The sequence below is a fragment of the Ensifer sp. M14 genome (assembly GCF_003355565.1).
Taxonomy (GTDB): Bacteria; Pseudomonadota; Alphaproteobacteria; order Rhizobiales; family Rhizobiaceae; genus Ensifer.
In genome coordinates, this window is sequence record NZ_QJNR01000004.1 from 3371315 (window position 1) to 3383361 (window position 12047).

At 62.3% G+C, this 12047-nt stretch carries 12 protein-coding genes; 7 read left to right on the forward strand and 5 right to left on the reverse strand.

Features of this window, described 5'->3' with window-relative positions; translation table 11 throughout:
- Positions 1-10 precede the first annotated feature (10 nt).
- Both gatC and BLJAPNOD_RS16435 read right to left on the reverse strand, forming a co-directional pair.
- Positions 11-298 carry an Asp-tRNA(Asn)/Glu-tRNA(Gln) amidotransferase subunit GatC gene (gene gatC / locus BLJAPNOD_RS16430; RefSeq protein WP_053247080.1) on the reverse strand — a complete coding sequence of 96 codons (288 nt, stop codon included), beginning with the start codon at positions 296-298 and terminating at the stop codon, positions 11-13.
- Between the two features lie 111 nt (positions 299-409).
- On the reverse strand, positions 410-1114 hold the full coding sequence (locus tag BLJAPNOD_RS16435; protein ID WP_077498456.1) for a metal-dependent hydrolase: 705 nt from the start codon (positions 1112-1114) through the stop codon (positions 410-412).
- 82 nt (positions 1115-1196) lie between these two features.
- Here BLJAPNOD_RS16435 and ruvX point away from each other — a divergent pair, with 82 nt between their 5' ends.
- Positions 1197-1685, forward strand: coding sequence for a Holliday junction resolvase RuvX (gene ruvX / locus BLJAPNOD_RS16440; protein ID WP_115420508.1), 489 nt, complete (start codon positions 1197-1199; stop codon positions 1683-1685).
- Here the strand turns inward: ruvX and BLJAPNOD_RS16445 are convergent.
- Both BLJAPNOD_RS16445 and BLJAPNOD_RS35400 read right to left on the reverse strand, forming a co-directional pair.
- Complete coding sequence (locus tag BLJAPNOD_RS16445) at positions 1628-1966, reverse strand: DUF6105 family protein (RefSeq protein ID WP_115420509.1); 339 nt, start codon at positions 1964-1966, stop codon at positions 1628-1630. The genes ruvX and BLJAPNOD_RS16445 overlap by 58 nt on opposite strands.
- Positions 1963-2118 carry a hypothetical protein gene (locus BLJAPNOD_RS35400; protein ID WP_158556133.1) on the reverse strand — a complete coding sequence of 52 codons (156 nt, stop codon included), beginning with the start codon at positions 2116-2118 and terminating at the stop codon, positions 1963-1965. Before BLJAPNOD_RS35400 ends, BLJAPNOD_RS16445 begins: the two co-directional genes overlap by 4 nt.
- A gap of 253 nt (positions 2119-2371) precedes the next feature.
- On the opposite strand from BLJAPNOD_RS35400, the gene BLJAPNOD_RS16450 reads away from it, so the two are divergent.
- Positions 2372-3307, forward strand: a complete 936-nt coding sequence (locus BLJAPNOD_RS16450; RefSeq protein WP_077498459.1) for an AEC family transporter — start codon at positions 2372-2374, stop codon at positions 3305-3307.
- Here the strand turns inward: BLJAPNOD_RS16450 and BLJAPNOD_RS16455 are convergent.
- Positions 3289-4941: an acyl-CoA dehydrogenase family protein gene (locus BLJAPNOD_RS16455; RefSeq protein WP_115420510.1), complete on the reverse strand. Its 1653-nt coding sequence runs from the start codon at positions 4939-4941 to the stop codon at positions 3289-3291. The genes BLJAPNOD_RS16450 and BLJAPNOD_RS16455 overlap by 19 nt on opposite strands.
- 157 nt (positions 4942-5098) lie before the next feature.
- Here BLJAPNOD_RS16455 and BLJAPNOD_RS16460 point away from each other — a divergent pair, with 157 nt between their 5' ends.
- The 5 genes from BLJAPNOD_RS16460 to topA all read left to right on the forward strand — a co-directional run bounded on the left by BLJAPNOD_RS16460 (position 5099) and on the right by topA (position 12046).
- Positions 5099-6040, forward strand: coding sequence for an aspartate carbamoyltransferase catalytic subunit (locus BLJAPNOD_RS16460; protein ID WP_115420511.1), 942 nt, complete (start codon positions 5099-5101; stop codon positions 6038-6040).
- Complete coding sequence (locus tag BLJAPNOD_RS16465) at positions 6037-7326, forward strand: dihydroorotase (protein WP_115420512.1); 1290 nt, start codon at positions 6037-6039, stop codon at positions 7324-7326. Before BLJAPNOD_RS16460 ends, BLJAPNOD_RS16465 begins: the two co-directional genes overlap by 4 nt.
- Positions 7327-7353: 27 nt before the next feature.
- Positions 7354-7965, forward strand: coding sequence for a glycerol-3-phosphate 1-O-acyltransferase PlsY (gene plsY / locus BLJAPNOD_RS16470; RefSeq protein ID WP_115420513.1), 612 nt, complete (start codon positions 7354-7356; stop codon positions 7963-7965).
- The gene (dprA, locus tag BLJAPNOD_RS16475) at positions 7965-9116 is read left to right on the forward strand and encodes a DNA-processing protein DprA (protein WP_115420514.1); all 1152 of its coding nucleotides are present in this window, start codon (positions 7965-7967) and stop codon (positions 9114-9116) included. The genes plsY and dprA overlap by 1 nt, the downstream gene beginning before the upstream one ends.
- 266 nt (positions 9117-9382) lie before the next feature.
- A complete protein-coding gene (gene topA / locus BLJAPNOD_RS16480) occupies positions 9383-12046 on the forward strand; it encodes a type I DNA topoisomerase (protein WP_115420515.1) in 2664 nt (887 codons plus the stop codon).
- Position 12047 lies beyond the last annotated feature (1 nt).

Here is a 12047-nt window from a genome sequence, read left to right on the forward strand (position 1 = left end):
AGCGGTCGGATTATTCGACGACCTTCGGGACGAGGAAGAAGTTGCGATCGGTATTGGGAGCGTTGGCGACGATATCGTCGGCCTTGCTGCCGTCGGACACGACGTCCAGACGCTTCTTCATCTCCATCGGCGTCACCGACGTCATGGGTTCGACGCCATCGACATTCACTTCCGAGAGCTGCTCGACGAAACCAAGGATGCCGTTGATTTCGCCCACCATCCGCGTGGCTTCATCTTCACTGACGGCGATGCGGGCGAGGCGCGCGACGCGCTTCACGGTGGCAAGGTCTACGGACATGGTCGTCTCCGGTCTCTGGAACTTTCCCCCGCTATAATGGTGCGCGGCGAGGCGCGCAACGGGGGAATCGCCCGATCGCCCGCCTGCCGCGATTGCTGACCGACTTTGCCCTTAGACGGTCACAACGCCGCCAACGGCCGGTGTCGCGACTTTGGTCGAGGCGCTGTCCATGCCGACGACGAAATTTTCCGGCGTCTGGTCGATGATCGGGAAGGATCCGTAGTGGCAGGGAATGGCGGTTGAAAACTTGAAATAGCGCTGGCAGGCGAGTGCTGCGACGGCACCGCCCATGGTGAAGCGGTCGCCGATCGGCACAAGGCCGATCTCTGGCTGGTGCAACTCCTCGATCAGCGCCATATCCGAGAAGATGTCGGTATCGCCCATATGATAGAGCGTCGGTTCGTCCTCAAAATGCAGGACGAGACCGTTGGCATTGCCGAGCGAATGCGAAACGCCGTCTTCGGTAATCTGTGCCGATGAATGCAGCGCGTTGACGAACGTCGCCGAAAAACCGGCAAGATGGATTGTGCCGCCGGTATTGCCGGGCTCCATCACCGAGACGCCCTGGCGGCCGAGCCACATGCACAGATCGAAATTAGCAACAACCACGGCGCCGGTTTCCTTGGCAATCGCGACGGTATCACCGACATGATCGCCATGACCGTGGGTCAGGAGAATGTGGGTAAGCCCTGCCGTCACGTCCTTGCGCTCACTGTCGAGGAACGCGGGATTGCCGGTAAAGAAGGGATCGATCAGGATCTTCGACGTTGCCGTTTCGATGTGAAAGGCGGAATGGCCGAGCCATTTGATCTTCATGACATTCTCCCGGATGATTTGTGCTTTGGACCAGCTATATGGAACGAGACGAACACCTGCAAAGATCGAATCGGCAAATCAAATGACAATTCTGACCATCGAAGAGCTCGCGAGCCAGCTTCAGCCCAACCAGGCCATCGCCGGCCTCGATCTCGGCACCAAGACGATCGGCATTTCCATGTCGGATCTCGGGCGTCGGATCGCGACGCCGCGCGAGGTGATCAAGCGGGTCAAGTTCGGCATCGATGCGGTGACGCTTCTCGCCGTCGCGGAGAAGGAAAGGGTCGCGGCTTTCGTCATCGGCCTGCCGGTCAACATGGACGGCAGTGAAGGACCCCGCTGTCAGGCGACCCGCGCTTTCGTGCGCAACATGGTCGAGAAGACGCCCCTGCCCTTCATCTATTGGGATGAACGACTTTCCACCGTCGCGGCTGAAAGGGTGCTGATCGAAATGGATGTGTCGCGCAAGAAGCGGGCCGAGCGCATCGATTCGGCCGCCGCATCCTTCATTCTTCAGGGCGCGCTGGACAGGCTGGCGTCGCTTGCCAGGGACGGCGCCTCGGCCGACTGAGCGGCACCGAAGCGGCGGCGGTACCAGGCTCCAAGCTCGCGGCGCTTGCGGTAGGCAATGATGCCGAGAACGATGAAGCTGTCGACGATCATGGCGCGCGCAACGAGCGGCGGAATGCTTTCGGGGGGAATGCCAAGCACGTTGCCATAGATCTGGAAGACCAGGTCATGGGTCTGGCGCGTCAGCATGAAGAAGCCGAAGCTCATGTCGTAATAGGAAAGGCCGTACCAGCCGGCCAAAAGCATGACGGGGCATGCCCACAGGATCAGAAACCACTTCATGCGGCCCCCCTTTCCGATAGGCGCCGATACAGCAGTGGATAGAGCGCGCGGTCTGCAAGCACCAAGGCAAGCAGAACCGTCGCGGGGACCACGATATCGAGCGCCAGTCCGGCGAAAAACATCATCATGATGATCAAAAGACCAGTTCTCACCGAACCGCTCCATTCCGGATTTCTTTGCGTTACCCAGCCACTGTCCACGCTCGGCGACGCTCGCGCAACGTAAACCATTTGTTAAGGTTAATTTTCACAGGCCCCTGTCCGGCTGCAGTCGAGATGGCTCCCACAAATGGCTCCCACAAAGCGCTGCAGGACTTGAAACCCACCGCATGATTTCGTCTTAAATCGATTCCGGTCCGAGAAATTATGCAGTAACGGTGAGCCCTCTTCCCGCGCAGGCCCGGCCATGATCATCGTCTTTGAAAGCATCCTTCCCATCTTCCTTCTGGTGCTGCTCGGCGCGTGGCTGAAACGCACGACGCTGGTCGATCAGAATCTGTGGCTCGGCCTCGAACAGTTTGGCTATTACATCCTCTTCCCCGCCCTGTTGTTTTCGACGCTGGCCCAGGCCGATTTTTCCGGCATGAAGGCGGACGCGACGGCGATTGCCACGATCGGCAGCGTCAGCCTGATGTCGATCTTCGTTCTATTGCTCTGGCCATTGTTGCGAAACAGAGAGGTTTCAGGCGCGTCCTTCACATCGGTCTTCCAGACGGCCACACGCTGGAACGGCTTCATGGCATTGGCGATCGCCCAAAAGCTTTATGGGCCGATCGGGCTGACGCTGACGGCTCTGGTGATGACGCTCGTGATCATCCCGATCAATCTCTACAACGTCGGCGTGCTGGTTTGGTTCGGTGGCGGCAACCGGGATTTCCGGCGTTTCTTTGCCAAGATCGTCACCAATCCGTTAATCGTCGCATCGGTGTTCGGGATCCTGTTCAACCTGGCCGGCATCAAGGTCTATGGGCCGCTGATGACCACCATCGACATGCTGGCAAGCGCCTCGCTCAGCCTCGGCCTAGTGATGGTCGGCGCCGGACTGCGGGTGTCCGACGCACTGAAGCCGAGCGGGTCGGCGATACTCGCGGTGTTCCTGAAGCTGATCGTCATGCCGGTGTTCATGGTGGGCGCCAGCTTCCTGCTCGGCATCCGCGGTGACGCATTGTGCGTCATTGCGCTCGGCGCGGCCGTGCCGACCGCGATGAACGGCTATCTGCTTGCCAAGCAGATGGGCGGCGACGCCGAGCTTTATGCGGCGGTGGCGACGGTCCAGACCGTCGTCTCCTTCTTCACGATACCGCTGGTGCTGTCCGTGGCCGCTTACGTGGCGGCTGGATAGAGCAGATCGAGGATGTAGGCGGAATCGAAGCGCGAATCGAGCATGCCGTAGGTCGACCGCCAGCCGGCGGCCAGGCGCGATTCGAGGAAGGCATCGGCGATACGGCCGGCACCAAGCCGATAGAGTTCGGCGGCAGCAGCAGCCAGAGCCAGTTGTTCGACCAGCATGCGGGCCGCCCCTTCATCGCGCTCGCAGAGCGACATCGCCGCGCGCAGCACGTCGATTGTCTTGCGGCCGGCAGGCCCGAGATCACGGCTCAGCACCGCAAACAACTGTTCGAACAGATCCTTGCGCTTGAGCAGCACCCGCAAGACATCCAGGGCCATGACGTTGCCGGAGCCTTCCCAGATGGCATTGACCGGGGCCTCGCGGTAATGCCGCGCCAGCGCCCGCTCTTCGACATAGCCGTTGCCGCCGAGGCATTCCATCGCCTCATAGATCAGCGCCGGCGCGATCTTGCAGCACCAGTACTTTGCGACCGGTGTCATGATGCGGGCGTAGGCGGCCTCTTCGGCACTGCCGTGGGCCTTGTCGAAGGCGTCGGCGAGGCGGAACGACAGGGCGCTGGCGGCTGCGACGTCGAGCGCCATGTCGGCGAGGACCCGCGTCATCATCGGCTGGCTGACGAGCGGCTTGCCGAAGACCTTGCGGCCGCGCGTGTGGTGGACGGCTTCGGCAAGCGAGGCCCGCATGATGCCCGCGGACGCAAGGGCGCAATCGAGACGCGTCAGCGTCACCATGTCGAGAATGGTGCGGATGCCGGCATCGGGAGCGCCGAGCACGAAACCGAACGTATCGGAAAACTCGACTTCGGCCGATGCGTTGGAGCGGTTGCCGAGCTTGTCCTTCAGACGCTGGAAGCGCAGGCCGTTGGCGGCACCGTCTTCAAGCAGCCGCGGCACGAGGAAGCAGCCGAGGCCGTCGCGGGTCTGCGCGAGCATCACGAAGGCGTCGCTCATCGGCGCCGACATGAACCACTTGTGACCGTTGAGACGATAGATGCCCTCGCCCACGCGCTCGGCAGTCGAGGTATTGGCGCGCACGTCGGTGCCGCCCTGCTTTTCCGTCATGCCCATGCCGACGGTGACGGCAGACTTCTGCATCCACGGCTTGTTCGACGAATCGTATTTGCGCGACAGGATTTTTGGCGCCCATTCCTTCTGGACGGCAGGCGACGCGGTGATTGCCGCAAGCGAGGCACTCGTCATTGTCAGCGGGCAAAGATGGCCGCATTCCAGCTGAGCCGTCAGGTAAAAACGGATCGCGCGCGTCTTGTGCGACTGATTGCGCTCGTCGGGCAGGTTTTCCCAGGCGGATGCGTGCAGGCCCGAGGTCATGGAGCGACGCATCAGGGCATGCCATGCCGGATGAAACTCGACGACGTCGAGGCGCTCGCCGCGGGGTCCGTGGGTCTTCAGCTTCGGCGCACCTTCGTTCGCCATGCGCGCCAGTTCCTGCGCCTCCGGCGAGGTCACGTAGCGGCCAAGCGTATCGAACTCGTCGCGGAGCGCCTTCGTCATGCCCGAGGTAATGTCCACGACCAGCGGATCGGAGCGATAGGCATTGATGCCGGACCAGGGCTTGGGCTGGTTCAGCTCGGCGAGTTTCTGTTCGGTCCGGTTCATCTGATTCATGGGCCGGTTCTAGCGCAAGTTTGTCGACCACGAAACGGGGCCAGGGAAAGATAGGATGCCGCACCCAAGTTTTCTGCGGAAGGGCTTGCGCACCGCTTGCCGTGCAAGGGGGCACGTCTTATAGAGCGAGCCACATTCCAGAGCGCAAGGGCGGCCCATGACCACTTTCCCGCATCGCCACCTGCTCGGCATCAAAGGTCTTACGGAGCAGGATATCACCTACCTGCTCGATCGTGCCGATGAAGCCGTCAAGATCTCCCGTCAGAGAGAGAAGAAGACGTCCACCCTTCGCGGGCTGACGCAGATCAATCTCTTTTTCGAAGCGTCGACAAGGACGCAATCCTCCTTCGAGCTCGCCGGAAAGCGGCTTGGTGCCGACGTGATGAACATGTCGGTCGGCAATTCCTCGGTGAAGAAGGGCGAAACGCTCATCGATACGGCGATGACGCTGAACGCCATGCACCCCGACGTGCTGGTCGTGCGCCACTCGTCGGCGGGCGCTGCGGCTCTTCTGGCGCAGAAAGTGTCCTGCTCGGTGGTCAATGCTGGCGACGGCCAGCACGAGCACCCGACCCAGGCGCTGCTCGACGCGCTGACGATCCGCCGTATCAAGGGCAAGCTCTCGCGCATCATCGTGGCGATCTGCGGCGACGTGCTGCATTCACGCGTCGCCCGCTCCAACATCCTTCTGCTCAACCAGATGGGCGCGCGGGTGCGCGTCGTCGCACCGGCGACCCTGCTGCCTTCGGGCATCGCCGACATGGGCGTCGAGGTCTACCACTCGATGGCCGAGGGACTGAAGGATGCGGATGTGGTGATGATGCTGCGCCTGCAGCGCGAGCGCATGGCCGGCTCCTTCGTGCCTTCGGTGCGCGAATACTTCCACTATTACGGCCTCGATGCCGAAAAGCTGAAGGTGGCCAAGGACGATGCGCTCGTCATGCATCCGGGCCCGATGAACCGCGGCGTTGAGATCGCATCTGAAATCGCAGACGGGCCGCAGAGCGTGATCGAGCAGCAGGTCGAAATGGGTGTCGCCGTGCGCATGGCGGTGATGGAAACGCTTCTTCTTTCCCAGAACCAGGGGCCGCGCGTATGACCAGACCGCTCGTTCTTAGAAACCTTCGCATCGTCGACCCGTCGCGCAACCTCGACGAGACCGGCACGATCATCGTCGGCGACGATGGACGCATCCTCGCTGCAGGCAAGGATGCTCTCAACCAGGGCACGCCAGACGGCGCCTTCGTCAAGGATTGCGACGGGCTGACGGCCGTTCCGGGCCTCGTAGACGCGCGGGTCTTCGTCGGCGAGCCGGGCGCCGAACACCGCGAGACGATCGAATCGGCCTCGCGCGCGGCAGCCGTCGGCGGCGTCACCTCCTTCATCTCGATGCCGGACACGGATCCTGTCATCGACGACATCGCGCTGGTCGAGTTCATGCAGAAGACGGCGCGCGACAAGGCGCTCGTCAATGTCTATCCGGCAGCCGCCATGACCAAGGGTCTTGCCGGCGAGGAGATGACCGAGTTCGGCCTGCTGCGCGAAGCGGGCGCCGTCTGCTTTACCAACGGACGCCGTGCGATCCACGACACGCTGATGCTGCGCCGCGCGATGACCTATGCCCGCGAGTTCGGCGCAGTGATCGCGCTCGAAACCCGCGACAAGCATCTCGGTAACGGCGTGATGAACGAAGGTCTGCTTGCCAGCTGGCTCGGCCTTGCCGGTGTGCCGCGCGAGGCGGAAATCATCCCGCTCGAGCGTGACCTGCGGATCGCCGGCCTCACCAGGGCCGCCTACCACGCCGCCAAGATCTCCGTTCCCGAATCGGCCGAAGCCGTTCTGACTGCTCGCAACCGCGGCGCCAACGTCACCTGCGGCATCTCGATCAATCATCTGACGCTCAACGAGAACGACATCGGCGAGTACCGGACATTCTTCAAGCTGTCGCCGCCGCTGCGCCGCGAGGACGATCGCGTCGCAATGGCCGAAGCCCTTGCCAACGGCACGATCGACATCATCGTTTCCTCACATGATCCGCAGGACGTCGACACCAAGCGCCTGCCGTTCTCCGACGCCGAGAACGGCGCGATCGGGCTCGAAACGATGCTTGCTGCAGCACTGCGCCTGCACAACAGTGACCAGGTTTCGCTGATGCGGCTCATCGATGCGATGTCGACGCGCCCGGCGACGATCTTCGGGCTCGATGCCGGCACGTTGAAGCCGGGCGCCAAGGCCGACATCACCATCATCGACCTCGAAGAGCCGTGGGTTCTCTACAAGGAAGCGATCGTTTCGCGCTCCAAGAATACGCCGTTCGAAAATGCGCGCTTTACCGGACGGGTTGTGCAAACCTATGTTGCCGGCAAGCTTGTGCATTCGGCATAAGCGACAGCGGTCGCGCGGGAGGTTTCGGTGGATCTTTTTTCCTGGCAGCTCGGGCTGCCTTCAACGGCCCTGAGTCTTGCCTTCGGCTACCTGCTCGGCTCGATCCCCTTCGGGCTGATCCTGACGCGTATGGCCGGCCTTGGAGACGTTCGCAAGATCGGCTCCGGCAACATCGGCGCCACCAACGTTCTGCGGACCGGCAACAAGAAGCTTGCCGCGGCAACCCTGCTGCTTGACGCCCTGAAAGGGACTGCCGCTGCTGCGATCGCGTCGCTTTGGGGCGTGGAAGCTGGCATCGCGGCAGGCCTTGCCGCCTTCCTCGGTCACCTCTACCCGGTCTGGCTCGGCTTCAAGGGCGGCAAGGGTGTTGCAACCTATATCGGCGTGCTGCTCGGCCTCGTGCCGTGGATGGTTCTCGTGTTTGCGGCGGTCTGGCTGGCGATAGCGAAAATCAGCCGTTACTCCTCCCTGTCGGCACTGGTTGCAACCGCAGTCATTCCGGTTGTACTCTATGCCACGGGACACGAGAAAGTCGCTCTGCTGTTTGCGGTCATGACCCTGATCACCTGGGTGAAACATCGCGCCAACATCCAGCGGCTCATCGCAGGCACCGAGAGCAGGATCGGAGACAAGGGATAATGTTGAACGTCAGTGCAAAGCGAACCGGAGTTGCACTGACCGAACGACAGAAGATTTCCTGGCTGCGGCTGATCCGCAGCGACAATGTCGGCCCCGTAACATTCCGCGATCTCATCAACCATTTCGGCACCGCCGAAGCGGCACTTGATGCCTTGCCCGAACTCTCCCGGCGCGGCGCCGGTGCTCGGACGTTCCGTGTCGCCACTGCAGCGGAAGCGGAGCGGGAGCTTGAGATCGCAAACCGCCTCGGCGCTACCTTCGTCGGCGTCGGTGAGCCAAGCTATCCCTTCGCCCTTCGCCAGATCGATGGCGCTCCTCCCCTCCTCGCCGTCAAAGGCGACCTCAACGCCGCCACGCGATCGTCGCTCGGCATCGTCGGTTCGCGCAACGCCTCGGTCAGCGGCGCAAAGTTTGCAGCCATGATTGCGCGCGACGCCGGTCGTGCCGGCTACGTCATCACGTCAGGCCTTGCCCGCGGCATCGACACCGCCGCCCATCGGGCAAGCCTGGAGCATGGTACGATCGCCGTGCTTGCGGGTGGTATCGACCGGCCGTATCCGCCTGAGAATATCGGACTGCTCAACGACATCATGGCAGGCCAGGGCCTGGCGGTCAGCGAGATGCCCTTCGGCTGGGAGCCGCGCGCGCGCGATTTCCCGAGACGCAACCGTCTGATCGCCGGCATCAGCCTCGGCGTGGCGATCGTCGAGGCAGCCAACCGCTCCGGCTCCCTCATCACGGCGCGCTATGCCGCCGATTTCGGCCGCCTGGTCTTCGCCGTCCCCGGCTCGCCGCTCGATCCGCGCTGCCATGGAACCAACGACCTGCTGAAACAGGGCGCGATCGTCACGACGACATCGGACGATGTACTCGACGCCCTTGCGCCGCTCAGCCAGCATACGTTACCTTTTTCTGCAGGGGCAGACGAACCGGCGCAGGAGACCCTGTCGAGACGACCGTCGCCACTCGCCGACGGCGACCGCGCAACGATTACGGATGCGCTCGGCCCAACGCCTGTCGATATCGACGACGTCATCCGCCACACCGGATTGCCCGCGGCCGAAGTTTACCTCGCGCTAATAGAGCTTGACCTCGCCGGACGCCTCAACCGCCATCCGTCGGGGCTCGTGTCGCTCAACGTCGAGCAATAAAACGTCTTGTTTGCGCACGATCCTGTCGGCAACCGGCCACACAAAAGAATATTCGCAGATACGAAGAAAACACGACCAACTCAATCGGAAAGAGATATAATTATCCATTCTCGCAGTGGCTGCATAACGCAGCGCTGTCGCTATTTTGAATGAAACCCCTTGACCGCGCTCGAATCCCTGTCCATTTCGGGGCATCGATATTCGGCGACGCTCGGTGCGAACAGTGCTGACGCAGGACCAAACCCGGTTGTCTCAGAAAAATGACTATGAATGTTGTAGTGGTGGAATCGCCTTCGAAGGCAAAGACGATCAACAAGTACCTCGGCCCCGGCTACAAGGTTCTTGCCTCGTTCGGCCATGTGCGGGATCTGCCTGCCAAGGACGGCTCGGTCCGTCCTGACGAAGATTTTGAGATGTCCTGGGAGGTCGATGCCGCGTCGGCCAAGCGCATGAAGGATATTGCCGATGCCGTAAAGGAATCGGACGGCCTCATCCTCGCGACCGACCCGGATCGCGAAGGCGAAGCGATTTCCTGGCATGTGCTCGATCTTCTGCGCAAGAAGAAGGTGCTCGGCGACAAGCCCGTCAAGCGGGTGGCCTTCAACGCCATCACCAAGAAGGCCGTGCTCGACGCGATTGCCCATCCGCGCGAACTCGACATCCCCTTGGTCGATGCCTATCTGGCGCGCCGCGCTCTCGACTATCTCGTCGGCTTCAACCTGTCGCCTGTGCTGTGGCGCAAGCTGCCCGGCGCGCGGTCTGCGGGCCGCGTCCAGTCGGTGACGCTGCGGCTGGTCTGCGATCGCGAATCGGAAATCGAACGGTTCATCTCCGAAGAATACTGGAATCTCTCGGCGCTTCTGAAGACGCCGCGTGGCGATGAGTTCGAGGCACGCCTCGTTTCGGCTGACGGAAAGCGTCTGGCACCGCGCGCGGTCGGCAACGGCGAAGAAGCCAACCGGCTGAAGACCCTGCTCGACGGCGCGACCTATGTCGTCGACAGCATTGAGGCAAAGCCGGTCAAGCGGAACCCCTCGCCGCCGTTCACCACATCGACCCTGCAGCAGGCTGCCTCGTCGAAGCTCGGCTTCTCCGCATCACGCACCATGCAGGTCGCACAGAAGCTCTATGAAGGCGTTGATATCGGCGGCGAAACCGTCGGTCTCATTACCTATATGCGTACCGACGGCGTGCAGATGGCGCCGGAATCGATCGAGGCCGCCCGCGAGGCGATCGGCAGCCAGTTCGGCAACCGCTACCTTCCGGAAAAGCCACGTTTCTATTCCACCAAGGCAAAAAACGCCCAGGAAGCGCACGAAGCCATTCGTCCGACCGACTTCAACAGGACGCCGGATCAGGTCCGCCGCTTCATCGACGGCGACATGCTGAAGCTCTACGATCTTGTCTGGAAGCGCGGCATCGCCAGCCAGATGGCGTCCGCCGAGATCGAACGCACGACCGCCGAGATCACCGCCGACAACGCCGGCAACAAGGCTGGCCTGCGCGCTACAGGCTCCGTCATTCGTTTCGACGGCTTCATTGCCGCCTATACCGACGCCAAGGAAGACGGCGAACAGACCGACGATGGCGACGAGGACGGCCGCCTGCCGGAAATCAACGCCCGTGAAAGCTTGGCAAAGCAGAAGATCAAAGCCTCGCAGCATTTCACCGAGCCGCCGCCGCGCTACTCGGAAGCAACGCTGATCAAGAAGATGGAAGAGCTCGGCATCGGCCGTCCGTCCACCTATGCGGCGACGGTAACGACGCTTCTCGATCGCGACTACATCACCAACGACAAGCGCAAGCTCGTGCCCCAGGCCAAGGGCCGCCTCGTCACGGCATTTCTGGAAAGCTTCTTCACGCGCTATATCGGCTACGACTTCACCGCGTCGCTCGAAGAAAAGCTCGACCAGGTCTCGGCCGGCGAGGTCAACTGGAAGGACGTCCTTCGCGACTTCTGGAAGGACTTCTTCGCGCAGATCGAGGAAACCAAGGAACTGCGCGTTACCAACGTGCTCGACGCTCTGAACGAAGAACTGGCACCGCTGGTCTTCCCCAAGCGCGAAGACGGCAGCGACCCGCGTATCTGCCAGGTCTGCGGCAACGGCAAGCTGTCGCTGAAGCTCGGCAAGTACGGCGCCTTCGTCGGCTGCTCGAACTACCCGGAGTGCAACTTCACCCGCCAGCTTTCCTCCGACGGCAACAGCGACGCCGAGGCTTCTGTCTCGAACGAACCGCAGGCGCTCGGTAAGGATCCGCATACCGGCGAGGAAATCACCCTGCGCAGCGGCCGGTTCGGCCCCTATGTCCAGCGCGGCGACGGCAAGGAAGCCAAGCGTTCGAGCCTGCCCAAGGGCTGGACGCCCTCCACCATCGACCATGAGAAGGCTGTCGCCCTGCTCTCGCTGCCGCGCGATATCGGTCCACACCCCGAGACCGGCAAGATGATCTCGTCGGGCCTTGGCCGCTACGGTCCTTTCGTGCTGCATGACGGCACCTATGCGAACGTCGAATCGATCGAAGACGTTTTCTCGATCGGCCTGAACCGTGCCGTTTCGGTGATTGCCGACAAGCAATCCAAGGCAGGCGGCCGTGGCCGCGCCGCCGCGGTCGCGCTGAAAGAACTGGGCGACCACGCCGAAGGTGGCGCGATCACCGTCCGTGACGGCCGCTATGGCCCCTACGTCAACTGGGGCAAGATCAACGCGACCCTGCCGCAGGGCAAGGATCCGCAGTCGGTGACCGTAGAGGAAGCGCTCGCGCTCATCGCCGAGCGAGCCGCCAAGAGCGGCACCGGCAAGGGCAAGGCGACGAAAGCGAAGACAACGAAGCCGAAAGCCGCGACAGACGGCGCCGCCAAGAAGACCACCAAGGCCAAGGCGCCTGCCAAGACAAAAGCAAAGACGGCCGCGAAGGCCAAGAAGGACTGAT

Bases quoted from the DNA above. Each gene is read 5' to 3' on its own strand.
- BLJAPNOD_RS16445 (WP_115420509.1), bottom strand. From the start codon at position 1,966: ATGAAGTGGTTTCTGATCCTGTGGGCATGCCCCGTCATGCTTTTGGCC.
- BLJAPNOD_RS16435 (WP_077498456.1), bottom strand. From the start codon at position 1,114: ATGAAGATCAAATGGCTCGGCCATTCCGCCTTTCACATCGAAACGGCA.
- BLJAPNOD_RS16460 (WP_115420511.1), top strand. From the start codon at position 5,099: ATGACCACTTTCCCGCATCGCCACCTGCTCGGCATCAAAGGTCTTACG.
- BLJAPNOD_RS16450 (WP_077498459.1), top strand. From the start codon at position 2,372: ATGATCATCGTCTTTGAAAGCATCCTTCCCATCTTCCTTCTGGTGCTG.
- ruvX (WP_115420508.1), top strand. From the start codon at position 1,197: ATGACAATTCTGACCATCGAAGAGCTCGCGAGCCAGCTTCAGCCCAAC.
- gatC (WP_053247080.1), bottom strand. From the start codon at position 298: ATGTCCGTAGACCTTGCCACCGTGAAGCGCGTCGCGCGCCTCGCCCGC.
- topA (WP_115420515.1), top strand. From the start codon at position 9,383: ATGAATGTTGTAGTGGTGGAATCGCCTTCGAAGGCAAAGACGATCAAC.
- BLJAPNOD_RS16465 (WP_115420512.1), top strand. From the start codon at position 6,037: ATGACCAGACCGCTCGTTCTTAGAAACCTTCGCATCGTCGACCCGTCG.
- dprA (WP_115420514.1), top strand. From the start codon at position 7,965: ATGTTGAACGTCAGTGCAAAGCGAACCGGAGTTGCACTGACCGAACGA.
- BLJAPNOD_RS16455 (WP_115420510.1), bottom strand. From the start codon at position 4,941: ATGAATCAGATGAACCGGACCGAACAGAAACTCGCCGAGCTGAACCAG.